General features: G+C 66.3%; 22 protein-coding genes. 16 read left to right on the top strand and 6 right to left on the bottom strand.

Features of this window, described 5'->3' with window-relative positions; genetic code table 11:
• Positions 1–55: 55 nt before the first annotated feature.
• Positions 56–832: a ferredoxin-NADP reductase gene (fpr, locus tag JFY56_RS04555; RefSeq protein WP_208312289.1), complete on the top strand. Its 777-nt coding sequence runs from the start codon at positions 56–58 to the stop codon at positions 830–832.
• A 144-nt stretch (positions 833–976) separates the two neighbouring features.
• Here fpr and JFY56_RS04550 read toward each other — a convergent pair whose 3' ends face one another.
• Complete coding sequence (locus JFY56_RS04550; RefSeq protein WP_408004377.1) at positions 977–2818, bottom strand: potassium transporter Kup; 1842 nt, start codon at positions 2816–2818, stop codon at positions 977–979.
• Between the two features lie 291 nt (positions 2819–3109).
• Here JFY56_RS04550 and rimO point away from each other — a divergent pair, with 291 nt between their 5' ends.
• The 4 genes from rimO to tsaA all read left to right on the top strand — a co-directional run bounded on the left by rimO (position 3110) and on the right by tsaA (position 6078).
• On the top strand, positions 3110–4432 hold the full coding sequence (rimO, locus tag JFY56_RS04545; RefSeq protein WP_208312285.1) for a 30S ribosomal protein S12 methylthiotransferase RimO: 1323 nt from the start codon (positions 3110–3112) through the stop codon (positions 4430–4432).
• 61 nt (positions 4433–4493) lie between these two features.
• The gene (locus JFY56_RS04540) at positions 4494–4955 is read left to right on the top strand and encodes a YehS family protein (RefSeq protein WP_208312283.1); all 462 of its coding nucleotides are present in this window, start codon (positions 4494–4496) and stop codon (positions 4953–4955) included.
• A gap of 19 nt (positions 4956–4974) precedes the next feature.
• On the top strand, positions 4975–5346 hold the full coding sequence (locus JFY56_RS04535; protein WP_208312282.1) for a DUF2784 domain-containing protein: 372 nt from the start codon (positions 4975–4977) through the stop codon (positions 5344–5346).
• A gap of 39 nt (positions 5347–5385) precedes the next feature.
• Positions 5386–6078 carry a tRNA (N6-threonylcarbamoyladenosine(37)-N6)-methyltransferase TrmO gene (gene tsaA / locus JFY56_RS04530; RefSeq protein WP_208312280.1) on the top strand — a complete coding sequence of 231 codons (693 nt, stop codon included), beginning with the start codon at positions 5386–5388 and terminating at the stop codon, positions 6076–6078.
• A 125-nt stretch (positions 6079–6203) separates the two neighbouring features.
• On the opposite strand, the gene JFY56_RS04525 is transcribed toward tsaA, so the two are convergent.
• Positions 6204–6413 (bottom strand): DUF6316 family protein, encoded by a 210-nt coding sequence (locus JFY56_RS04525; protein ID WP_208312278.1) that lies wholly within the window; start codon positions 6411–6413, stop codon positions 6204–6206.
• A 272-nt stretch (positions 6414–6685) separates the two neighbouring features.
• On the opposite strand from JFY56_RS04525, the gene JFY56_RS04520 reads away from it, so the two are divergent.
• From JFY56_RS04520 to JFY56_RS04490, 7 genes are all read left to right on the top strand, one after another.
• Positions 6686–7324 (top strand): peroxiredoxin, encoded by a 639-nt coding sequence (locus tag JFY56_RS04520; protein ID WP_208312276.1) that lies wholly within the window; start codon positions 6686–6688, stop codon positions 7322–7324.
• 120 nt (positions 7325–7444) lie between these two features.
• A complete protein-coding gene (gene ssuE / locus JFY56_RS04515; RefSeq protein ID WP_208312274.1) occupies positions 7445–8026 on the top strand; it encodes an NADPH-dependent FMN reductase in 582 nt (193 codons plus the stop codon).
• Between the two features lie 150 nt (positions 8027–8176).
• Positions 8177–9148 (top strand): sulfonate ABC transporter substrate-binding protein, encoded by a 972-nt coding sequence (locus JFY56_RS04510; protein ID WP_208312272.1) that lies wholly within the window; start codon positions 8177–8179, stop codon positions 9146–9148.
• 137 nt (positions 9149–9285) lie between these two features.
• The gene (ssuD, locus tag JFY56_RS04505; RefSeq protein ID WP_208312271.1) at positions 9286–10434 is read left to right on the top strand and encodes an FMNH2-dependent alkanesulfonate monooxygenase; all 1149 of its coding nucleotides are present in this window, start codon (positions 9286–9288) and stop codon (positions 10432–10434) included.
• Positions 10435–10640: 206 nt separating this feature from the next.
• Positions 10641–11438 (top strand): aliphatic sulfonate ABC transporter permease SsuC, encoded by a 798-nt coding sequence (gene ssuC / locus JFY56_RS04500; RefSeq protein ID WP_208312269.1) that lies wholly within the window; start codon positions 10641–10643, stop codon positions 11436–11438.
• The gene (gene ssuB / locus JFY56_RS04495) at positions 11435–12256 is read left to right on the top strand and encodes an aliphatic sulfonates ABC transporter ATP-binding protein (RefSeq protein ID WP_208312267.1); all 822 of its coding nucleotides are present in this window, start codon (positions 11435–11437) and stop codon (positions 12254–12256) included. Before ssuC ends, ssuB begins: the two co-directional genes overlap by 4 nt.
• Before the next feature lie 33 nt (positions 12257–12289).
• Positions 12290–12505, top strand: a complete 216-nt coding sequence (locus JFY56_RS04490) for a TOBE domain-containing protein (RefSeq protein WP_208312265.1) — start codon at positions 12290–12292, stop codon at positions 12503–12505.
• A 90-nt stretch (positions 12506–12595) separates the two neighbouring features.
• Here the strand turns inward: JFY56_RS04490 and JFY56_RS04485 are convergent, their stop codons facing one another.
• A complete protein-coding gene (locus JFY56_RS04485) occupies positions 12596–13555 on the bottom strand; it encodes a threonine dehydratase (protein WP_208312263.1) in 960 nt (319 codons plus the stop codon).
• 285 nt (positions 13556–13840) lie between these two features.
• On the opposite strand from JFY56_RS04485, the gene JFY56_RS04480 reads away from it, so the two are divergent.
• The 4 genes from JFY56_RS04480 to JFY56_RS04465 all read left to right on the top strand — a co-directional run bounded on the left by JFY56_RS04480 (position 13841) and on the right by JFY56_RS04465 (position 19157).
• Positions 13841–14800, top strand: a complete 960-nt coding sequence (locus JFY56_RS04480; RefSeq protein WP_208312261.1) for a DMT family transporter — start codon at positions 13841–13843, stop codon at positions 14798–14800.
• 179 nt (positions 14801–14979) lie between these two features.
• A complete protein-coding gene (locus JFY56_RS04475) occupies positions 14980–15513 on the top strand; it encodes an RNA polymerase sigma factor (RefSeq protein WP_208312259.1) in 534 nt (177 codons plus the stop codon).
• Positions 15510–16457: a FecR family protein gene (locus tag JFY56_RS04470; protein ID WP_208312257.1), complete on the top strand. Its 948-nt coding sequence runs from the start codon at positions 15510–15512 to the stop codon at positions 16455–16457. Before JFY56_RS04475 ends, JFY56_RS04470 begins: the two co-directional genes overlap by 4 nt.
• Positions 16458–16598: 141 nt before the next feature.
• On the top strand, positions 16599–19157 hold the full coding sequence (locus JFY56_RS04465) for a TonB-dependent receptor (RefSeq protein WP_208312255.1): 2559 nt from the start codon (positions 16599–16601) through the stop codon (positions 19155–19157).
• A 52-nt stretch (positions 19158–19209) separates the two neighbouring features.
• Here JFY56_RS04465 and aqpZ read toward each other — a convergent pair whose 3' ends face one another.
• From aqpZ to JFY56_RS04450, 3 genes are all read right to left on the bottom strand, one after another.
• Complete coding sequence (gene aqpZ / locus JFY56_RS04460) at positions 19210–19893, bottom strand: aquaporin Z (protein WP_236032418.1); 684 nt, start codon at positions 19891–19893, stop codon at positions 19210–19212.
• A 167-nt stretch (positions 19894–20060) separates the two neighbouring features.
• On the bottom strand, positions 20061–20684 hold the full coding sequence (locus JFY56_RS04455) for an NAD(P)H-dependent oxidoreductase (RefSeq protein WP_208312254.1): 624 nt from the start codon (positions 20682–20684) through the stop codon (positions 20061–20063).
• Complete coding sequence (locus JFY56_RS04450; RefSeq protein WP_208312253.1) at positions 20677–22071, bottom strand: class II fumarate hydratase; 1395 nt, start codon at positions 22069–22071, stop codon at positions 20677–20679. Before JFY56_RS04450 ends, JFY56_RS04455 begins: the two co-directional genes overlap by 8 nt.
• Positions 22072–22076: the final 5 nt, after the last annotated feature.

Genomic DNA, 22076 nt, shown 5'->3' with positions numbered 1-22076 from the left:
AATTGCGCCACGTCCGGGTTTGCTGGGGTGCGCCGCGTTTTCCTAGGAGACCTTGATGAGCAACCTGTACACCGAGCGCGTTCTCAGCGTGCATCACTGGAACGACACTCTCTTCAGCTTCAAGACCACCCGTAACCCGGGGCTGCGCTTCAAGACCGGTCAGTTCGTGATGATCGGCCTGGAAGTCAACGGTCGTCCGCTGATGCGCGCGTACAGTATCGCCAGCCCGAACTACGAAGAGCACCTGGAGTTCTTCAGCATCAAGGTGCCGGACGGCCCGCTGACCTCGCGCCTGCAGCACCTGAAGGAAGGCGACGAGCTGATGGTCAGCCGCAAGCCCACCGGCACCCTGGTCCTCGACGACCTGAAACCGGGCAAGAACCTCTACCTCCTGAGCACCGGCACCGGCATGGCGCCGTTCCTCAGCGTGATCCAGGACCCGGAAGTCTACGAGCGCTTCGAGAAGGTCATCCTGGTCCATGGTGTGCGCTGGGTCAGCGAGCTGGCCTACGCGGACTTCATCACCAAGGTCCTGCCGGAGCACGAGTTCTTCGGCGACATGGTCCGCGAGAAGCTGATCTACTACCCGCTGGTCACCCGCGAAGAGTTCCGCAACATGGGCCGCCAGACCGACCTGATGCGCAGCGGCAAGCTGTTCGCCGACATCGGCCTGCCGCCGATGAACCCGCAGGACGACCGCGCCATGATCTGCGGCAGCCCGAGCATGCTGGACGAGACCAGCGCCGTGCTCGACAGCTTCGGCCTGCAGATCTCCCCGCGCATGGGCGAGCCGGGCGACTACCTGATCGAGCGTGCCTTCGTCGAGAAGTAACCCGACGCTGCGCCGGCTATTGAAAAAGCCGTTCACCCCAACAGGTGAACGGCTTTTTTGCTTTCGGTTCTTTCCGTAGGGCGGGTGAAACCCGCCATGACAGCTCCGGGCCGGCGGGTTGCACCCGCCCTACTACCCATCCGATCAGATCTCGACCTGCGTACCCAGCTCGATCACCCGGTTCAGCGGCAGGTTGAAGTAGCGCAGGTTGCCGTTGGCGTTCTTCAGCAGGAACGCGAACAGCCCCTCGCGCCAGCGCGCCATGCCGATCCGTTTGGACGGAATGACCGTCTCCCGGCTGAGGAAGTACGTCGTGCGCATCTGGCTGAAATCCAGGTCGCTCAGGTGGCACAGCTTCAGGGCTCCCGGCACGTCCGGCTCCTCCACGAAGCCGAAGTGCAGCAGCACGCGGAAGAATCCGTCGCCATAGGAACTCACCTCGAAACGCCGCTCCGGCGGCACCCGTGGCGTGTCCTCGCTGACCACCGTGAGCAGCACCACCTGCTCGTGCAGCACCTGGTTGTGCAGCAGGTTGTGCAACAGCGCGTGCGGTACCACGTCGTCCCGCGCGGAAAGGAACACCGCCGTGCCCCTGACCCGCTGCGGCGGATCGGCGCGCAGGCTGGCGATGAACAGCTGCAGCGGCAGCGCGCTCTCGTCGAGGCGGTCCATCAGCAGTTGCCGGCCGCGCTTCCAGGTGGTCATCAGGACGAACAGCGCAGCGCCCGCCAGCACCGGGAAGGCGCCGCCCTGCAGCACCTTCGGCAGGTTGGCGGCGAAGAACAGCGAATCCACCAGCAGGAAGCTGAGCATCAGCGGCACCGCCACCAGCGGCGACCAGCGCCACAGCAGGAGCATCACCACGCTCATCAGCACCGTGGTGCAGAGCATGGTGCCGGTCACCGCCACGCCATAGGCCGAAGCCAGCGCGCCGGAGGACTCGAAGCCGATCACCAGCAGCACCACGGCGACCATCAGCGCCCAGTTCACCCCGGCGATGTAGATCTGCCCCTGCTCATGGCTGGAGGTGTGCTGGATGAACATGCGCGGCACATAGCCCAGCTGGATGGCCTGCTGGGTCAGGGAGAAGGCGCCGGAAATCACCGCCTGCGAGGCGATCACCGTGGCGGCGGTTGCCAGTCCCACCAGCGGCACCAGCGCCCAGCTAGGTGCCAGCAGGTAGAACGGGTTGCGCGCCGCTTCCGGGTTGAACAGGATCATCGCGCCCTGGCCGAAGTAGTTCAGCACCAGCGCCGGCAGGATCAGCAGGAACCAGGCGCGGGCGATCGGCTTGCGGCCGAAGTGCCCCATGTCGGCGTACAGCGCCTCGGCGCCGGTCAGCGCCAGCACCACCGCGCCGAGAATGGCCACGCCGATGCCCGGATGGGCGATGAAGAAGTTCACCGCCCAGGCCGGGTTGGCCGCCTTCAGCACTTCCGGATGCTGCCAGATGCCGTACAGGCCGAGCGCACCGAGGACGAGGAACCAGATCACCATGACCGGTCCGAACAGCTTGCCGATGCGCGCGGTGCCGTGCTTCTGGATGAGGAACAGGCCGACCAGCACGATCAGCGCCAGCGGCACCACCCAGTGCTCGATGCCGTCGAAGGCGATTTCCAGCCCCTCGACCGCCGAGAGCACGGAAATCGCCGGGGTGATCATGCTGTCGCCATAGAACAGCGCGGCGCCGATCAGGCCGAACACCACCAGCACCGAGCGCAGCTTCCGGTATGGCAGCGCCGCCCGCAGCGCCAGGGTGGTCAGTGCCATCACCCCGCCCTCGCCCTCGTTGTCGGCACGCAGGACGAACAGCACGTACTTCAGCGAAACCACCCAGATCAGCGACCAGAAGATCAGCGACAGCACGCCGAAGACCCCGTCGTGCGTGATGCTCACGCCATAGCCGCCGTTGAAGACTTCCTTCAGCGTGTACAGCGGGCTGGTGCCGATATCGCCGTAGACCACCCCTACCGCCGCCACGATCATCCCGACCGCGGATGACCGGTGGTGTCCATCCTGACTTTCAGCAGAGCTTTCGGCTGCCTCGGACATTTATCGCTGTTCCCCCGGGGAAAAAATTCGGCGCATCCTGCTCCGCCGCACTCGGCGATGCAAGAGCGGCTCTGCGGCGTTCTGAATCACTATAGAGGGAGTTTTTAGCAATTACCGGTATGCACGTTTGTCCCCTGGAGACTGGTCAAGCACGCGGCCTGCCGGTAGAATTGCGCACTTTTTGATCAGAGGCGCCGCCAGCGCGCCCTTCGAGGTTAGCCCCCCATGTCCACCGCCACCCCCAAAGTCGGATTTGTTTCACTCGGATGCCCGAAGGCAACGGTGGACTCCGAACGTATCCTCACCCAGTTGCGCATGGAGGGTTACGAGATCGTGCCCACCTATGAGGATGCCGACGTAGTGGTGGTCAACACCTGCGGCTTCATCGACAGCGCCAAGGCCGAATCGCTGGACGCCATCGGCGAGGCCATCGCCGAGAACGGCAAGGTCATCGTCACCGGCTGCATGGGCGTCGCCGAGAACAGCATCCGCGACGTGCACCCCAGCGTGCTGGCCGTCACCGGCCCGCAGCAGTACGAGCAGGTGGTCAACGCGGTGCACGAGGTGATCCCGCCAAAGGCCGAGCACAACCCGCTGATCGACCTGGTGCCGCCGCAGGGCATCAAGCTGACCCCGCGCCACTACGCCTACCTGAAGATTTCCGAAGGCTGCAACCACACCTGCAGCTTCTGCATCATCCCGTCGATGCGCGGCAAGCTGGTCAGCCGCCCGGTCGGCGACGTGCTCAGCGAAGCCCAGCGCCTGGTCAAGGCCGGCGTCAAGGAACTGCTGGTGATCTCCCAGGACACCAGCGCCTACGGCGTCGATCTGCGCTACAAGATGGATTTCTGGGACGGCCAGCCGGTGAAGACCCGCATGCTGGAGCTGTGCCAGGCGCTGTCGAGCATGGGCGTGTGGGTACGCCTGCACTACGTCTACCCGTACCCGAACGTCGATGACGTGATCCCGCTGATGGCCGAGGGCAAGCTGCTGCCGTACCTCGACATCCCGTTCCAGCACGCCAGCCCGAAAGTGCTGAAGAACATGAAGCGCCCGGCCTTCGAGGACAAGACCCTCGCCCGCATCAAGAAGTGGCGCGAGATCTGCCCGGAGCTGACCATCCGCTCGACCTTCATCGTCGGCTTCCCCGGCGAGACCGAGGAAGACTTCCAGTACCTGCTCGACTGGCTGACCGAAGCCCAGCTCGACCGCGTCGGCTGCTTCCAGTACTCGCCGGTGGACGGCGCCCCGGCCAACGACATGGACCTGGAACTGGTGCCGGACGACGTCAAGCAGGACCGTTGGGAGCGCTTCATGGCGCACCAGCAGGCCATCTCCGCCGCGCGCCTGGAGATGAAGATCGGCAAGGAAATCGAAGTGCTGATCGACGAAGTGGACGACGAGGGCGCGGTAGGCCGCTCCTGGGCCGATGCGCCGGAGATCGACGGCGCCGTCTACGTCGATACCTTCGACGTGAAGCCGGGCGACAAGGTCCGCGTGCGCATCACCGGCGCCGACGAGTACGACCTCTGGGCCGAACTGGTCTGAGTCTCCCGAAAGCCCCGCACTGCGGGGCTTTCACTTTCTGCCCCGCTACGGACCTGTGGAAATGATCAACAACGACGTACTGCGCAGCGTGCGCTACATGCTCGACATCAGCGACACCGGCGTCGCCGACATCACCCGCATGGCCGGGCTGGAAATCGAACGGGACGACGTCATCGCCTTCCTTGAGCGGGAAGAAGACCCGGGCTATCGGCCGTGCAGCGACCGGGTTCTGGCCCACTTCCTGGACGGCCTGATCGTGTATCGCCGTGGCCGCGACGAAAGCCGTCCGCTGCTGCCGGTGGAGCTGCCGCTGACCAACAATATCGTGCTGAAGAAACTCCGCGTCGCCTTTGAACTGCGCGACGACGATATCCTCGCTATCCTCGACGAGGTCGGATTCCCGGTCTCGAAAGCCGAACTCGGCGCGCTGTTCCGCAAGCCCGGCCACAGCAACTACCGCCCCTGCGGCGACCAGTTGCTGCGCAACTTCCTCAAGGGCCTCACCCAGCGCCTGCGTGGCTGAGAATCTCAGGGAAAGCTCGATGATCTTCCGCCTGGCCGCCGATGCGGTGCTGCTGCTCCACCTCGGCTTCATCCTCTTCGTCGTGCTCGGCGCCCTGCTGCTCCTGCGCTGGCCGCGCCTCGCCTGGCTGCATCTGCCGGCGGTGGCATGGGGCGCGTACATCGAGTTCTCCCACGGCATCTGTCCGCTGACACCGCTGGAAAACCGCCTGCGCCGCCTGGCCGGCGATGAAGGCTATGCCGGCGGCTTCATCGAGCACTATCTCGTTCCGTTGATCTACCCCGGCAACCTCACCGACGGCATGCAACTGCTGTTCGGCCTGATCGTCGTCCTGCTCAACGGCGCACTCTACGGCTGGCTACTGCTTCGCGGGCGGCGTCCGGCACGCTGATCGGCTACCATGGCCACCCCGCCTTCAGCGCCTGCCAGCATGTCCTACTCCGTCAGTCCCATCGGTTTCGTCCGCTCCTGCTTCAAGGAGAAGTTCGCCATCCCGCGCCAGCCGCAACTGGCCCCGGCCGCCCGTGGCGTGCTGGAACTGCTGCCGCCGTTCGACCAGCCGGAAGCTGTCGAGGGGCTGGAGCAGGTCAGCCATGTCTGGCTGATCTTCCTCTTCCACCAGGCGCTGGAGGACAAGCCACGGCTGAAGGTGCGGCCGCCACGGCTGGGCGGCAACCGCTCGCTGGGCGTGTTCGCCACCCGCGCCACGCACCGGCCGAACGGAATAGGCCAGTCGGTGGTGAAGCTGGAAAAGGTCGAACCGGGACGTCTCTGGCTGTCCGGCATCGACCTGCTGGACGGCACGCCGGTGCTGGATATCAAGCCGTACGTGCCCTATGCCGACGCAGTCGAAGGCGCCAGCAATGCCATCGCCGAGGCGCCGCCCGCGCCGATTCCCGTGCAGTGGACGGACGCCGCGCTGGCCCAGACCCGCGAGCATGGCCGGCGCCTGGGCGAACCGGTGGTCGAGCTGATCGAGCAATGCCTCGCCCAGGACCCGCGCCCGGCCTACCAGAACCCCGCCCCGGAACGCCGCTACGGCGTCCGCCTGTGGGATCTGGACGTGCACTGGCACTACCCGCAGCCAGGCCTGATCCGCGTCCTGGACGTAGGTTGGCGCTGAGCGCAGCGAAGCCCAACGCTTCATGCCCACCAGATGTTGGGCTTCGCAAGCTCAGCGCTAATCTACGTCGAACCAAAGAAAAGCCCCGGCACGAGCCGGGGCTTTTTGCTTTTCATTTTACGCCGCTACTGCCCGCTGCGAGCGTATATGCCGGCCGCCTGCTGCATGCGGTTGATGTACAGCTCCACCTCACGCTCGGCGTCGAAGCGAGTGAAGTAGGGGCCTTCCAGGGTGCCCTCGCGCGTCGAGAAGAAATACTGGCCGTTGACCGAGCAGATCCGATCGCTTCGATAGTGTTGCCGTGATTCGGGATCGGACGACCTTTTCCCAAACATGAGTACATCTCCCCACAAGCGGGTACGCATGCAATGAGTCTAAGTCGTGCCTTTTGCACGGCGGGGGCGATTCGACGAACGGTGGAAATTTCTCACCATTTGCAGGCGAATTTCCGGCGCTACGCAGGGAAAAACTCCTCCTATGCTGAATGCGCGTTTGTTGCGAGGAAAGCGCGTTTTGATTTTGGTTATAAGAAAATCAAAATCTATTCTTTTTAATGCGCTGAAACCTTGTGCATAGTGAACCCACCACGAACAAGGAGTGACCCTTCATGAGCCTGAGACTCGGCGATATCGCCCCCGACTTCGAACAGGAATCCAGCACCGGCCGTCTGCGCTTCCATGACTGGCTCGGCGACAGCTGGGGTGTGCTGTTCTCCCACCCGGCGGATTTCACCCCGGTCTGCACCACCGAGCTCGGCCTGACCGCCAAGCTCAAGGGCGAATTCGCCCAGCGCGGCGTGAAGGTCCTCGCACTCTCTGTGGACCCGGTCGCCTCCCACGTGAAGTGGATCGACGACATCAACGAGACCCAGGATACCCAGGTCAACTTCCCGATCATCGCCGATGCCGACCGCAAGGTCTCGGAGCTGTACGACCTGATCCACCCGAACGCCAACGACACCCTGACGGTGCGTTCGCTGTTCATCATCGACCCGAACAAGAAGGTGCGCCTGATCATCACCTACCCGGCCAGCACCGGGCGCAACTTCAACGAAATCCTGCGGGTGATCGACTCGCTGCAGCTCACCGACAACCACAAGGTCGCGACGCCGGGCAACTGGAAGGACGGCGACGAGGTGGTGATCGTGCCCTCGCTGCAGGACGAGGAAGAAATCCGCCAGCGCTTCCCCAGGGGCTATCGCGCGGTCAAGCCCTACCTGCGCCTGACGCCGCAACCGAACCGTTGATCCAGCCGCAGCCCGCGCACCGCGGGCAGGCAATGTCTTAACCACGAGCAGGGGTTTTGAGGCCGGTTCGCCGGCCATTTTTTTCACCCTGGATCGGTGTCCACGAGAAGGATAGAAATCATGTTCGTTGTCTCCATCGCCGGTAGCCCCAGCGTGCGCTCCCGTTCGGGGGTCTTGCTGGACCGTGCCAGGCGCTGGCTGAACGGCCGTGGTGTGGAGGTGGCGAGCTACCAGTTGCGCGACTTTCCCGCCGAGGACCTGCTCTACGCACGCTTCGACAGCCCGCGAATCCTCGATCTGGTGGAGCAGGTGTCGCGTGCCGACGGGCTGGTGATCGCCACGCCGGTGTACAAGGCCTCCATCGCCGGTGCGCTGAAAGTGCTGCTCGACCTGCTGCCGGAACGCGCCCTCAACCACAAGGTCGTTCTGCCGCTGGCCACCGGTGGCAGCAATGCGCACATGCTGGCGGTGGACTACGCCCTCAAGCCGGTACTGGGCGCGCTGAAGGCGCAGGAAGTGCTGCACGGCGTGTTCGCCGAGGACCAGCAGATCGCCTACGCCAGCGGCGACTCCCCGGAGCGCCTGGATGAGGCCCTCGAACGCCGCCTGCTGGACTCGCTGGAGCATTTCCACGGTGCACTGGCGCGGCGGCATCGGCCGCATGACCGCAACCTGCTGGCCACGGCCCGCTGGAGCGTTTGAAACCCTGTAGGGCGGGTGCAACCCGCCATTGAAGATACGGCGGGTTGCACCCGTCCTACGCGACTCGCAACACCTGACATCCCCACCTTACTGGCCCGACAACGGGCGAGCAGGTCGACAACCAAGACATTCAGAGCAAAGGAGAGCGCCATGCGCACTATCACTTTGCGTCGGAGTCTGGCCGCCCTGTTCGCCGCGGCCATCACTTTCGGCGCCATCACCCAGGCACAGGCCGAGACCCTGCGTATCGGCTATCAGAAATACGGCACCCTGGTGCTGCTCAAGGCTCGCGGCACGCTGGAGAAGCGTCTGGCGGAGCAGGGCGTCACCGTGCAATGGACCGAGTTCCCCGGCGGCCCGCAGCTGCTCGAAGGGCTGAACGTCGGCAGCATCGACTTCGGCGTCACCGGCGAGACGCCGCCGGTCTTCGCCCAGGCCGCCGGCGCCGACCTGCTCTATGTCGCCTACGAACCGCCGGCGCCGACCAGCGAGGCGATCCTGGTGCAGAAGGACTCGTCGATTTCCTCGGTCGCCCAGCTCAAGGGCAAGAAGGTCGCCCTCAACAAGGGCTCCAACGTGCACTACCTGCTGGTGCGCGCGCTGGAGAACGCCGGCCTGAAATACAGCGACATCACCCCGGTCTACCTGCCGCCGGCCGACGCCCGCGCCGCCTTCGAGCGCGGCAGCGTCGACGCCTGGGTGATCTGGGACCCGTACCAGGCCGCCGCCGAGAAGCAGTTGTCGGCCAAGACGCTGGCCGATGGCAGCGGGCTGGTCGACAACCACCAGTTCTACCTCGCCACCCGTACCTATGCGCAGAAACACCCGCAGGTGATCGCCAGCCTGGTGGAGGAAGTGCGCCAGGTCGGCGAGTGGTCGCAGGGTAATCCGCAGCAGGTCACCGACCAGGTGGCGCCGCTGCTCGGCCTGCCGGCGGACATCACCCTCACCGCGGTGAAACGCCAGGGCTACGGCGCGCAGTTCATCACCCCCGAGGTGGTGCAGGCGCAGCAGAAGATCGCCGATACCTTCACCCAGCTGAAGCTGATTCCCAAGCCGCTGAGCATCAAGGACGTGATCTGGACGCCGCCGGCCAACGCCAAGCTCGCCCAGGCCCAATGACTTTCCTGTAGGAGCGGGCCATGCCCGCGAAGCATCTCGGCGGATCGAGGGCATGGCCCGCTCCTACGACAGGACGATTTCCAAAACCATCATCGCGCGGCTACGCCATGCCGGCGCGCTTATCTGGAGTTAAAGCGATGAGCCTCAACCTCTTCTGGTTCCTTCCCACCCACGGCGACGGCCATTACCTTGGCACCGCCGAAGGCGCCCGCGCCGTCGACCACGGCTATCTGCAGCAGGTCGCCCAGGCCGCCGACCGTCTCGGTTTCGGCGGCGTACTGATCCCCACCGGGCGTTCCTGCGAGGACTCCTGGCTGGTCGCCGCCTCGCTGATCCCGGTCACCCAGCGCCTGAAATTCCTCGTCGCGCTGCGTCCGGGGATCATCTCGCCGACCGTGGCCGCGCGTCAGGCCGCGACCCTCGACCGTCTTTCCAACGGGCGGGCACTGTTCAACCTAGTTACCGGCGGCGACCCGGACGAACTGGCCGGCGACGGCCTGCACCTGAGCCATGAAGAACGCTACGAAGCCTCCGTCGAATTCACCCGCATCTGGCGCGGCGTGCTGGAAGGCAAGACGGTCGACTACGACGGCAAGCACATCCAGGTGAAGGGCGCCAAGCTGCTCTATCCGCCGATCCAGCAGCCGCGTCCGCCGCTGTATTTCGGCGGCTCGTCGGATGCCGCGCAGGACCTGGCCGCCGAGCAGGTCGAGCTGTACCTGACCTGGGGCGAGCCGCCGGCGGCGGTGGCCGAGAAGATCGCCCAGGTCCGCGAGAAAGCCGCACGCCAGGGCCGCAGCGTGCGCTTCGGCATCCGCCTGCACGTGATCGTGCGCGAGACCAACGAGGAAGCCTGGCAGGCCGCCGAACGCCTGATCAGTCATCTGGACGACGACACCATCGCCCGCGCCCAGGCCTCGCTGGCGCGCTTCGACTCGGTCGGTCAGCAGCGCATGGCCGCACTGCACGGCGGCAAGCGCGACAAGCTGGAAGTCAGCCCCAACCTCTGGGCCGGCGTCGGTCTGGTACGTGGCGGCGCCGGCACCGCGCTGGTCGGCGACGGCCCGACCGTGGCCGCACGGGTGAAGGAATACGCCGAACTCGGCATCGACACCTTCATCTTCTCCGGCTACCCGCACCTGGAAGAGTCCTACCGGGTCGCCGAGCTGCTATTCCCGCACCTGGACATCGCCCGTCCGGCACAACCGGAAAGCCGCGGCTACGTCAGCCCGTTCGGCGAGATGGTGGCCAACGACATCCTGCCGAGGACGGCAGCGGCGAGCTGAAGGAACTGTAGGAGCTGGGGGGTTCCCTCACCCCAGCCCTGGCTGCGCGCCCCGCTCAAAGGGAGAGGGGGCGCAACGGCGTGGAATTGTATGCCGTGCCAGCCGGCAACTCCGGACAGTCCCCTCTCCCTCAAGGGAGAGGGCTAGGGTGAGGGGGAGAACCTCGCACCGATTCAAGAACAGTGACTCCTACGATGGAGCCGAGAATGGCAAGAAAACATGCAAGTTCAATTGCCCGGCGCTTGGCGCCCTGGGCCTTGCCGGTGGCGCTGGTCGCCATCTGGCAACTGGCGGTGGAGGCGGGCTGGCTGTCCAGCCGCATCCTGCCGGCGCCGAGCGCGGTGGTCGAAGCCGGCTACCAGCTGGTGAGCAGCGGCGAACTCTGGCAGCACCTGGCGATCAGCGCCTGGCGCGCGGCCATCGGCTTCGCCATCGGTGGCGGCATCGGCCTGGTGCTGGGGCTGGTCACCGGCCTGTCGAAGTGGGGCGAGCGCTTCCTCGACAGCTCCGTGCAGATGATCCGCAACGTCCCGCACCTGGCGCTGATCCCGCTGGTGATCCTGTGGTTCGGCATCGACGAGACGGCGAAGATCTTCCTGGTCGCCCTCGGCACGCTGTTCCCGATCTACCTGAACACCTACCACGGCATCCGCAACATCGACCCGGGACTGCTGGAAATGGCGCGCAGCTATGGCCTGTCCGGCTTCGGCCTGTTCCGCCAGGTGATCCTGCCGGGTGCACTGCCGTCGATCCTGGTCGGCGTGCGCTTCGCCCTCGGCTTCATGTGGCTGACCCTGATCGTCGCCGAAACCATTTCCGCCAACGCCGGCATCGGCTACCTGGCGATGAACGCCCGGGAGTTCCTGCAGACTGACGTGGTGGTGCTGGCGATCCTGCTCTATGCGGTGCTCGGCAAGCTCGCCGACCTCGCCGCGCGGGGGCTGGAGCGAGTCTGGCTGCGCTGGCACCCGGCCTACCAGGTGCACAAGGGAGGTGCCGCATGAATGCCGTGAACAACGCACTGGCCACCCCACAGGCGCTGCGCCAGGGCATCCCGCTGGTGCTGGATGGCGTGGTGAAGCGCTTCGGCGAGCGCGAGGTGCTCAAGGGTATCGACCTGCACATTCCCGCCGGGCAGTTCGTCGCCATCGTCGGCCGCAGCGGCTGCGGCAAGAGCACCCTGCTGCGCCTGCTGGCCGGCCTCGACCAGCCCAGCGCCGGAGCGCTGCTGGCCGGCGCCGCGCCGCTGGCGGAGGCCCGCGAGGAAACCCGCCTGATGTTCCAGGACGCGCGCCTGCTGCCGTGGAAGCGGGTGATCGACAACGTCGGTCTCGGCCTTTCCGGCGACTGGCGCGGCCAGGCCCTGCAGGCGCTGGAGGAAGTCGGGCTGGCGGACCGCGCTCATGAGTGGCCGGCGGCATTGTCCGGCGGCCAGAAGCAGCGCGTCGCCCTGGCCCGGGCGCTGATTCACCGTCCGCGCCTGCTGTTGCTCGACGAGCCGCTCGGCGCGCTGGATGCGCTGACTCGCATCGAGATGCAGCAACTGATCGAACGCCTGTGGCAGCAGCATGGCTTCACCGTACTGTTGGTCACCCACGACGTCGCCGAGGCGGTAGCCATCGCCGACCGGGTGATCCTGATCGAAGAGGGCGAAGTCGGCCTCGACCTGCCGGTCGAACTGGTCCGCCCACGTTCACGCGGCTCGGCGCGGCTGGCCGCACTGGAAGCCGAAGTTCTCGACCGCGTATTGGCCCTGCCGGCAACGCCGGCGGCCCCGGAACCCGTTCCACCTCTGCCCACGCAGTTGCGTTGGGCGCTGTAACCAGACCTGAGAATCCCCCCAAGGAGAAACGCCATGACCATCAAAGCCATCAACGTCCGTAACCAGTTCAAAGGCACCGTGAAGGAAATCATCGAGGGCCCGGTGCTCTCGGAAATCGACGTGCAGACCGCAGCCGGCGTGGTCACCTCGGTGATCACTACCCGCTCCGTGAAGGAGCTGGAGCTGGCCATCGGCAGCGAGGTGATCGCTTTCGTGAAGTCGACGGAAGTGTCCATCGCCAAGCTGTGAGGACGGGCAGTCCCCGCTAATGCGGGGATTCCTCCGTAGGGCGGGTGAAACCCGCCAATTATTCCAGCGGAATGGCGGGTTGCACCCGCCCTACGCTTGCCGCAGCTCTGCCGCAAACACCTCCCGATCCACATTCCCGCCACTGAGCACCAGCCCCACCTTCAACCCCGCCAACTGCTCGCGCTCCTGCATCGCCGCCGCCAGCGCCGCGGCTCCTGCGCCCTCGGCGACATTGTGGGTAGCGCTGAAGTACAGGCGCATGGCCGCGCCGATTTCCTCGTCATCGACCTGCACGATGTGATCGGCGCCGTCGAGGATGATTTGCAGCGCTTGCGGGTCCGGCGTGCTGCAGGCCATGCCGTCGGCGAGGCGGGTGGTGGTCGGATGGCTGACCGGTTTGCCGGCGGCGAACGACAGCGCATAGGCCGGTGCATGTTTCGACACCACGCCGACGATGCGCGTCTTCAATCCCAGCGCATCGCGCACGGCGATCATCCCGCAGATGCCCGAGCCCATGCCGATCGGCACATAGGCCACGTCCAGCCCGGCCACGGCGCGGAAGAATTCCAGGCTGTAGCTGGCGACTCCGGTCACCAGCCAGGGATGGAAGGACGGCACCAGATGCAGACCGTCGCGCTCGGCCAGTTCGGCGGCGTGTTCGCGGGCCGCCTGGAAGTCGTCGCCATGTTCGATCAGGTTGGCGCCGAGGCTGCGCATCGCGGCGTTCTTCTCGCGGCTGTTGCCGTGCGGCACGACGATGGTCGCGTTCATCCCGTGGCGGGCGGCGGCGCAGGCGATCGACTGGCCGTGGTTGCCACGGGTGGCGCTGATCACTCCGGACGGCTTTTCCGGCTGTTCGCTCAGACGCTGGAAGTAGACCAGCCCGCCACGCAGCTTGAAGGCGCCCACCGGCGAATGGTTCTCGTGCTTGACCCATACCTCGCAGCCCAGCGCCTCGCTGAGCAACGGCCAGTTGAACTGCGGCGTGGGCGGCAGGCTGGCATGGACGATGGCGGCGGCTTGTTCCAGGGCGGCGAGCGAAAGTGGCATGGGTGACACTCCAGAGTGTGATCGCTGCAGTCTAGGAGGCAAAGCGCGCCGCTGGACAGGTACACATGGCGACAGAATCTGTGCCGGCCTTGCGAGCCGCGTAGGTTGGCGCTGAGCGCAGCGAAGCCCAACATCTGGTGGGGCCGGCACCAATTTCGTTGGGCTTCGTGCCTCAGCCCAACCTACCTTAATGACCGGACCAGCACAGTTGTGTTCCCGAACTGTTCCTGTCGGCACAGCGGGCCTTGGCTTAGCATGGATGCCCACTCACGCGTCGAGGCTCCCATGCACGTTTCTTCCGGCCGTTGGCAATTCGGCCTGTTTCTCGCCCTGGTCACCGCTGTGCTCTGGGGCGTCCTGCCGATCAAGCTGAAGGAAGTCCTCCAGGTCATGGACCCGGTCACCGTGACCTGGTTTCGCCTGGTCGTCTCCGGCGGCATGCTGCTGGTCTACCTGGCCTTCACCCGCCAGCTGCCGCGCTTCCGGCCGCTGGGACGCAAGGGCGGCTTTCTCGTGCTGCTGGCGGTGGGTGGCCTGACCGGCAATTACGTGCTCTACCTGATCGGCCTGAAGATGCTCTCGCCCGGCACCACCCAACTGGTGATCCAGATCGCGCCGATCCTGTTGCTGCTCGGCAGCCTCTACGTGTTCAAGGAAAGCTTCAGCATCGGCCAGGCGCTCGGCCTCGGCGTGCTGCTCTGCGGCTTCGGACTGTTCTTCAACCAGCGCCTGGCGGAGCTGTTCGGCTCGCTCGGCGACTACACCGTCGGCGTGCTGGTCGTGGTCCTGGCGGCCTTCGTCTGGACCTTCTACGGCCTGGCGCAGAAGCAGTTGCTGACCCAGTGGTCGTCGGTGCAGGTGATGATGGTGATCTACCTCGGCTGCGCGCTGCTGCTGACACCCTGGGCGCACCCGTGGGAAGTCTTCCTGCTCAGCCCGCTGCAATTCTGGCTGCTGCTGGCCTGCTGCCTGAACACCCTGATCGCCTACGGCGCCTTCGCCGAAGCGCTGGCTCATTGGGAGGCCTCGCGGGTCAGCGCGACGCTGGCGATCACCCCGCTGGTGACCTTCGTCTCGGTGGCGCTGGCGGCGTCGCTGTGGCCGGATCACGTGCATCCGGAGAGCCTGAACGGGCTGGCCTATTTCGGCGCGCTGCTGGTGGTCGGCGGCTCGGCGCTGATCGCGCTGGCGCCGTCGCTGGTGAAGAGCTACCGCGCACGACGGGCACGGCTGAGCAACGCCTGAACAAGGAGGCCGCCGCGAGGCGGCCTTCTGCTATCGGAATCCTGCTTCCGGCTTCATTGTGCAAATGATATGTATTATCATTTGTGCGATTCGAAGTTTGCCGATTGCGCGCGGTGTCGATCCTGCGTGCGATCCGATGTCTGGAAGGGGTGGGGTTGCGTGGCCGGGAGCAAGTACTGATGGATGAGCGATTCTCCCACACCGTGTCCCAGGCCTATCGCTCCCTTCATGGCGAACTGCTGCGCTTTCTGCGGCGCAAGCTGGGCGGCTCGGCCGATGCCGCCGACCTGGCCCAGGACGCCTTCGCCCAGTGGCTGAAGTCCTCGTCGCGGCACGAGGTGGAGCAGCCGCGCGCGTTCCTGTTCCAGGTCGCGCGCAACCTGCTGCGCGACCACTGGCGGCGGCAGAACCAGAGCGCCGAATGCATGGTCGACGAACACGAGCAGGACGATCAGGCCGACCTTCCTCCGGCGGCGGAGGGGAGCGAACCCGTGGCCCAGTTCGAGCGGCAACGCTACCTGCGACAGCTCTCCCAGGCCCTGCAGAGCTTGCCGCCGCGCCGCCGCGAAGCGTTCATCCTGCACAAGTTCGAGGGCCTGTCCCAGGCCGAGGTTGCCCGGCGCATGGGGATTTCCCTGAGCATGGTGGAAAAACACGTCGCCAGCGCGCTGCTGCACTGCAAGCGCCATGTGCAGGGGGAGGGCGAGCGATGAGTCCGCAGCAGAATTGCCAGCAGGTGATCGACGAGTTGGCCGCGAAGTGGTTCAGCCGCCAGCGCTCGGGCACCTTCGATGCCCGCGAGCGCCAGGCCCTGGACCGCTGGCTGGCGGAAGATCCGGCGCATGAACGGGCCTATCGCGAGATCGAGCAGTTGTGGGCCGATTTCGACCTGATTCGTCCACCCGCGCGCATCACCCGTCGTCCGCCCTTGCCCTGGCGTGGCTTGGCGGCGGCCTGCCTGTTCCTCGCCTTGCTGCTGTCGGCCAGCGACTTCGGCGGAAACCGCCTGGCCGACCCGCAGTGGAGCCAGGACAGCGGGCCGGGCGAGCAGCGCGAAGTGCTGCTGGCCGACGGGACGCGGGTGTTCCTGGCGGGCTCCTCGTCGCTGCGGATGGATTTCCGGGATGGCTTCCGCGATGTCCGCCTGCTGCGTGGCACGGCCTACTTCGAGGTGGCTCACGACAGCGCCCGGCCATTCCGCGTCAGCATTGGCGACAGCCGGGTGCGGGTGCTCGGCACCGGGTTCGAGGTGCGCCGCGACAATGCCGCGCTGAGCGTGGCGGTGCGTCACGGCCGGGTGGCGCTGCAACCCCATGCCGGCGACGCACGGGAGCAGACGCTGCAGGCCGGCGAGCGCGCCCGGCTGGCACCCGGCGCCGGGCTGGCCGAGCTGGACCGGATTGCGCCCGGCTCCGTCGGTGCCTGGCGTGACGGCATGCTGGCGTTCCGCGACCGGCCCCTCGGCGCGCTGCTGGAGGAACTGTCGCAGTACCGCGCGGCACCGATCCGCCTGGGCGATCCGGCCCTGGCGCAGAAGCCGATTTCCGGCAACGTGCGTCTCGCCCGGATCGACGACTTCCTGATCGCCCTGCCGTTGCTGCTGGACGTCCGGGTGCAACGGCGCGCCGATGGCGAAGCGGTGATCCTGTCGCGCTGAGTTCAAGGCCCTTGCAGCCGGTCTTGCCAGTTTTTTTGAGAAATATTTTCATTTGCAGGTGTGGGTTTTTCCCGAATGAGGGTCTTCCCCGTCATTCGCTGCGAAACACGCGGCGCCTTTTGACCCTGGGGAGGGCCATGTATGTTGTCTCGTCTTTCCATCCCGTTCGCCCGTCCGCTGAGCTGCGCGGTGTTGCTCGGCAGCCTGATGCTGGCCGAATACAGCCGTGGCGCGGACTGGCAATTCGACCTGCCGGCGCAGCCGCTGAGCGCCTCGATCGCCAGCCTGTCGCAACAGGCCGGCGTGCAGGTGCTGTACGACGCCGCGCAGATCGAAGGCTTCGAGGCGCCGGCGCTGACCGGCCGCTATAGCGCCCGTGACGCGCTGGAGCGGCTGCTGCAGGGTTCCTCCCTGGTGCTGGTGGAGGCTGGCGAGGGCTTCGTCGTGCGCTCTCGCGGCAAGGTCGACGCGTTCAGCGACAACGCCCTGGAGCTGGATGCGCAAACCATCGTCGGCACCGGCCAGTCGGTGGATGCCGCCAGCGTTGGTCGCTCCACCCTGACTCGCAAGGACATCGAACGCATCCAGGCGGACAACATTCCCAGCCTGCTCGATACCCTGCCCGGGGTCAGCATGGGCGGCTCGCCCAAGCCCGGCGGGCAGACGGTGAACATCTGGGGCCTGGGCGATGCCGAGGACGTGCCCTTCACCCTCGACGGAGCGCCCAAGAGCGGCTTCGAGCGCTACCAGCAGGGCACCGTGTTCATCGAGCCGGAGCTGATCAAGCGCATCGAAGTGGAAAAGGGCCCGCACTCGGTGTTCAACGGCAACGGCGGCTTCGGCGGCACCGTGCACATGGAGACCAAGGACGCTGGCGACTTGTTGCGCGACGTCAAGGACGTCGGCGCCATGCTCAAGTACGGCTACCACTCCAACGACCAGCAGAAGGTCTACAGCGGCGCCGTCTACGGCCGCAGCGAGGATCGCAAGGTCGACGCCCTGGCCTATCTGACCGCCCGTGACGGCCGCGACATCAAGCTGGCCGGGCACATCCCCGATCCGGAAGGGCGCTACCCGATCAACCTGCAGCGGCTGCCCAACAGCGCCCAGGACCTGGACGCCGGGCTGTTCAAGCTGAACCTGCACCCGAACCTGGACAACGACCTGGGCTTCTCCTACAGCCGTTCGGAAAGCACCCGCTGGACGCCGTTCTCCTCGGCCAGCTACCCGACGCCGCCGACCCAGTCGAGCATCGACCGCTACGGCTACGAGGCGGCGCTCAAGCGCCTGCTGGCGCACCGCGACACCACCGACACCACCTGGTCCGGCAAGTACCAGTACCACCCCATCGACAATCCGCTGGTGGACCTGCTGCTGCAGTACTCCGAGTCCCACGTCGAGCAGACCGATGAGCGTAATCCTGACGCGTTCTTCCAGGTCGCCACGGGCGGACAGAAGATGGACACCGAGTACCGCGACAAGGTGCTCGAACTGCGCAACACCAGCCTGTTCGACACCGGCCCGCTGCAGCACGCCTTCACCGTCGGCGCACAACTGCACAAGCACACCCGCGACACCGAGATGTACATTCCCGGCTCGACCTACGACACCGCGCGCTACAACTACGGGCACTTCCAGCCGGCCTTCATGCCCAGCGGCAAGCAGTTGACCCGCAGCGCCTACCTGCAGGACGCGTTGACCTGGGGCAGTCTCACCGTCACCCCGTCGTTGCGCTTCGACCAGGTGCGCAACGACGGCAAGGCCAACGACGCACCCCTCTACGACAACCCTGCGCAGGGCCACGACTACAGCTCGCAGACCTACAGTGGCTGGTCGCCGCGCCTGTCGCTGTTCTGGACCGCCAGCGAGCACGTGGCCTTCTTCGCCGACTACTCGCGCACCTGGCGCGCGCCGGTGATCGACGAGCAGTACGAGGTGCAGAACAGCAGCACCATCAGCGCCACCAGCCGCGACCTCGACGCCGAGCGCATCCACGCCCTGCGCCTGGGCAACATCGTCAACCTGCCGGACCTGTTCGTCGCCGGGGACAACCTGCAGGTGCGCACCACGCTGTTCCAGAACAAGATCAAGGACGAGATCTTCCGCACCCGCAGCGTTGGCTGCGAGCAGCAGTCCATCGACGACGGCAGCATCGGCGGCAGCTGCGGCGACATGCTGCCGCTGAGCAACTACCGCAACCTGCCCGGGGCGACCTACAAGGGTTTCGAGATCGAGAGCTTCTACGACAGCGAGCGGCTGTTCGGCGGGCTGTCCTATTCCTGGGTGAGCGGCAAGCACGATGGCGCCTACAGCAACCCCTGGGGCCCCAACGTCTGGGCCCGCGACGTGCCGCCGGCCAAGTGGGTGGCGACCCTGGGCGTGAAATTCCCCGACTGGGATGCCCTGCTCGGCTGGCAGGGCGAGTTCGTGCGCAAGACCGACCGCCTGCCCAGCGACAACTACTCCAGCGGCATGGGCACCATCGCCGGCGACATCTACTGGGACCAGACGGCCAACGCCAGCTACGACACCCAGCGCCTGTTCGCCTACTGGAAGCCGCGCCGCCTGGGGCTGGAGAACACCGAGCTGAACCTCACGGTGGACAACCTGTTCAACCGCGACTACCACCCGGCATTGTCCGGCGACAGCGTCTACAGCCAGGGCCGTAACGCCAAGATCAGCGTGACCCAGTACTTCTGAGGCGGTAACCGATAAAGGTACCCTCGCCAGGGCACCTTTATCGCGGTCGTACTTAGCGGGCTACTGCACGGTAGAGCAGGGCGCCGACAACGGCGCCAGCCAGCGGCGCGACCCAGAACAGCCACAGCTGCTGCAGCGCCCAGGGAGCGGCGAACACCGCCACGCCCAGGCTGCGTGCCGGGTTTACCGAGGTGTTGGTCACCGGGATGCTGATCAGGTGGATCAGCGCCAGCGTCAGGCCGATGGCGAGTGGCGCGAGTCCGCTCGGTGCGCGGCTGTCGGTGGCGCCCATGATGATGAACAGGAACAGCGCGGTGAGAACCACCTCCGTCACCAGTGCAGCCTGCAGGCTGTAGCCACCGGGAGAGTGTTCCGCGTAACCGTTGGCGGCGAAGCCGGCGAGCGGATCGAAGCCGGCCTTGCCGGTGGCGATCAGGTACAGGACCGCGCCGGCCAGCAGCCCGCCGAGTACCTGCGCCACGATGTACGGCAGCAGGTGCGAGGCCTGGAAGCGTCCGCCCACCCAGAGACCGACGCTGACTGCCGGGTTGAGGTGGCAGCCGGAGATATGGCCAATGGCATAGGCCATGGTCACTACCGTGAGACCAAAGGCCAGGGAAACACCGAGCAGGCCGATCCCGACCTCGGGAAAGGCTGCCGCCAGCACTGCGCTGCCGCAGCCTCCGAGCACCAGCCAGAACGTGCCGATTAGTTCGGCCGCAAGTTTGCGAATCATGACTCCTCCTGAGCGATCGATTTTCCGGCCCGGATGGGCCGGATTTCGCGGCCCGGGATGCTATGTCGCAGGTCATGGCCCTGGCTGTAGGCTGACGCTGAGTGTTGCAGGGGAAAGTGGATATACCTTCCCCCACCCGGCATTGCGCCGGGTGGGATGAGTGCGTCCTACACCTGGTTGCCGAGTTGCTCCGCCCGCCGCAACCAGCCCTGGCGCTGCTCCTCGGTGGAGTTGCGCACCGGGGTGAATTCCTCCAGCCGCTGGGTCTGGATACCGCAGGCGTCGAGGATGCCGTGCTGCATCTGGCGGAAGGCCGGAGCGCCCTGGCGCAGGCGATAGCGCCAGCGCGGCTGGTCGTGGCTGACCAGCAGGTCGGCGGTGCGGCCGCCGAGCAGTTTTTCCCAGTCGCGGTCTTCGGGGTGGCGATAGCGGAAGGCGAAGCCGGGCATGAGGACGCGGTCGAAGAAGCCCTGCAGCAGCGCCGGCAGGCCGCCCCACCAGACCGGGTAGACCAGCGCCAGGTGTTCGGCCCAGTGGAGCTGCCGCTGCGCCTCCAGCAGGTCCGGTTCCAGCACCTGGTTCTGCTCGTAGCCGCTGCGCAGCACCGGGTCGAACTGCAGTTCGCCGAGTTTCAGCTGATGCACCACATGTCCCTTGCTGCGCGCGCCCTGCACATAGGCTTCGGCGAGGGCGTGGCAGAAGCCGAAGGGTTTCGGCGTGCCGAGGATCAGCAGGATGCGCTTGCCGTCGCCTTCCAGGGGCGTCGCGCCGTGCTTGACGGTCTCAACCATGTTGGCCGGCCTCCAGCATGGTTTCCGGGCGCACCCATTCGTCGAACTGCGCCTCCGTGAGATAGCCCAGCTTCAGCGCCGCGGCGCGCAGGGTGGTGCCTTCCGCATAGGCCTTCTTGGCGATTTCCGCGGCCTTGTCGTAGCCGATGTGCGGGTTGAGGGCGGTCACCAGCATCAGCCCGCGCTCCAGGTGTTCGCCCATCTGCCGGGCATCCGGCTGCATGCCGGCGACGCAGTGGCTGTTGAAGTTGCGGCAGCCGTCGGCGAGCAGGCGTACCGATTCCAGAACGTTATGAATGATCACCGGCTTGAACACGTTGAGCTGCAGGTGGCCCTGGCTGGCTGCGAAGGTGATCGCGGCGTCGTTGCCGAATACCTGGCAGGCGAGCATCGACAGCGCCTCGCACTGGGTCGGGTTGACCTTGCCGGGCATGATCGAGCTGCCCGGCTCGTTGGCCGGCAGCTTCACCTCGGCGAAGCCGGCGCGCGGGCCGGAGCCGAGCAGGCGCAGGTCGTTGGCGATCTTCATCAGCGCCACGGCGAGGGTCTTCAGCGCGCCGCCGAGGACCACCAGCGGCTCGTGGCCGGAGAGGGCGGCGAACTTGTTCGGCGCGGAAACCAGCGGCAGGCCGGAAAGCGCGGCGAGTTCGGCGGCGATGGCGTCGGCGAAGCCCTTCGGCGCGTTCAGCCCGGTGCCGACCGCGGTGCCGCCCTGGGCCAGTTCGCAGACCGCCGGCAGCGCCGCGCGAATGGCGTGCTCGGCGTAGTCGAGCTGGGCGACGAAGGCCGACAGCTCCTGGCCGAAGGTGACCGGCGTGGCGTCCATCATGTGGGTGCGGCCGGTCTTCACCAGCCTGGCGTGGCGTGCCGCCTGTTCGGCGAGGCCGTCGCGCAGTTCGGCGATGGCCGGCAACAGTTGTTCCTGCACGGCCTTGACCGCAGCGATGTGCATGGCGGTGGGGAAGCAGTCGTTGGAGCTCTGCGCGCGGTTGACGTGATCGTTGGGGTGCACCGGCGCCTTGCCGCCGCGCGGGTTGCCGGCCAGTTCGTTGGCGCGCCCGGCGATCACCTCGTTGACGTTCATGTTGCTCTGCGTGCCGCTGCCGGTCTGCCAGACCACCAGGGGGAACTGGTCGTCGAGCTTGCCGGCCAGCACCTCGTTGGCGGCCTGCTCGATCAGCCGCGCGACCTCCGGCGGCAACTCGCCGAGCCGGTCGTTGACCCGTGCGGCGGCCTTCTTGATCAGCGCCAGGGCGTGGACGACGGCCAGCGGCATGCGCTGGCCGCCGATGGCGAAGTTTTCCAGCGAACGCTGGGTCTGGGCGCCCCAGTAGGCATCGTCGGGGACCTCGATGGGGCCGAGGCTGTCGGTTTCTGTGCGGCTCATGGTCA

This window comes from Pseudomonas schmalbachii, assembly GCF_017589465.1.
GTDB lineage: Bacteria > Pseudomonadota > Gammaproteobacteria > Pseudomonadales > Pseudomonadaceae > Pseudomonas > Pseudomonas schmalbachii.
This window is presented reverse-complemented; position numbering and strand designations above follow the sequence as displayed.

What these genes read in the sequence shown, in the direction of transcription:
- fpr (WP_208312289.1), top strand. Translation starts at nt 56, where the DNA reads ATGAGCAACCTGTACACCGAGCGCGTTCTCAGCGTGCATCACTGGAAC.
- JFY56_RS04525 (WP_208312278.1), bottom strand. Translation starts at nt 6,413, where the DNA reads ATGTTTGGGAAAAGGTCGTCCGATCCCGAATCACGGCAACACTATCGA.
- JFY56_RS04465 (WP_208312255.1), top strand. Translation starts at nt 16,599, where the DNA reads ATGTTGTCTCGTCTTTCCATCCCGTTCGCCCGTCCGCTGAGCTGCGCG.
- JFY56_RS04540 (WP_208312283.1), top strand. Translation starts at nt 4,494, where the DNA reads ATGATCAACAACGACGTACTGCGCAGCGTGCGCTACATGCTCGACATC.
- tsaA (WP_208312280.1), top strand. Translation starts at nt 5,386, where the DNA reads ATGTCCTACTCCGTCAGTCCCATCGGTTTCGTCCGCTCCTGCTTCAAG.
- aqpZ (WP_236032418.1), bottom strand. Translation starts at nt 19,893, where the DNA reads ATGATTCGCAAACTTGCGGCCGAACTAATCGGCACGTTCTGGCTGGTG.
- JFY56_RS04490 (WP_208312265.1), top strand. Translation starts at nt 12,290, where the DNA reads ATGACCATCAAAGCCATCAACGTCCGTAACCAGTTCAAAGGCACCGTG.
- JFY56_RS04455 (WP_208312254.1), bottom strand. Translation starts at nt 20,684, where the DNA reads ATGGTTGAGACCGTCAAGCACGGCGCGACGCCCCTGGAAGGCGACGGC.
- JFY56_RS04550 (WP_408004377.1), bottom strand. Translation starts at nt 2,818, where the DNA reads ATGATCGTGGCGGCGGTAGGGGTGGTCTACGGCGATATCGGCACCAGC.
- JFY56_RS04510 (WP_208312272.1), top strand. Translation starts at nt 8,177, where the DNA reads ATGCGCACTATCACTTTGCGTCGGAGTCTGGCCGCCCTGTTCGCCGCG.
- JFY56_RS04480 (WP_208312261.1), top strand. Translation starts at nt 13,841, where the DNA reads ATGCACGTTTCTTCCGGCCGTTGGCAATTCGGCCTGTTTCTCGCCCTG.
- JFY56_RS04475 (WP_208312259.1), top strand. Translation starts at nt 14,980, where the DNA reads ATGGATGAGCGATTCTCCCACACCGTGTCCCAGGCCTATCGCTCCCTT.
- ssuE (WP_208312274.1), top strand. Translation starts at nt 7,445, where the DNA reads ATGTTCGTTGTCTCCATCGCCGGTAGCCCCAGCGTGCGCTCCCGTTCG.
- ssuC (WP_208312269.1), top strand. Translation starts at nt 10,641, where the DNA reads ATGGCAAGAAAACATGCAAGTTCAATTGCCCGGCGCTTGGCGCCCTGG.
- rimO (WP_208312285.1), top strand. Translation starts at nt 3,110, where the DNA reads ATGTCCACCGCCACCCCCAAAGTCGGATTTGTTTCACTCGGATGCCCG.
- JFY56_RS04450 (WP_208312253.1), bottom strand. Translation starts at nt 22,071, where the DNA reads ATGAGCCGCACAGAAACCGACAGCCTCGGCCCCATCGAGGTCCCCGAC.
- JFY56_RS04470 (WP_208312257.1), top strand. Translation starts at nt 15,510, where the DNA reads ATGAGTCCGCAGCAGAATTGCCAGCAGGTGATCGACGAGTTGGCCGCG.
- ssuB (WP_208312267.1), top strand. Translation starts at nt 11,435, where the DNA reads ATGAATGCCGTGAACAACGCACTGGCCACCCCACAGGCGCTGCGCCAG.
- ssuD (WP_208312271.1), top strand. Translation starts at nt 9,286, where the DNA reads ATGAGCCTCAACCTCTTCTGGTTCCTTCCCACCCACGGCGACGGCCAT.
- JFY56_RS04485 (WP_208312263.1), bottom strand. Translation starts at nt 13,555, where the DNA reads ATGCCACTTTCGCTCGCCGCCCTGGAACAAGCCGCCGCCATCGTCCAT.
- JFY56_RS04535 (WP_208312282.1), top strand. Translation starts at nt 4,975, where the DNA reads ATGATCTTCCGCCTGGCCGCCGATGCGGTGCTGCTGCTCCACCTCGGC.
- JFY56_RS04520 (WP_208312276.1), top strand. Translation starts at nt 6,686, where the DNA reads ATGAGCCTGAGACTCGGCGATATCGCCCCCGACTTCGAACAGGAATCC.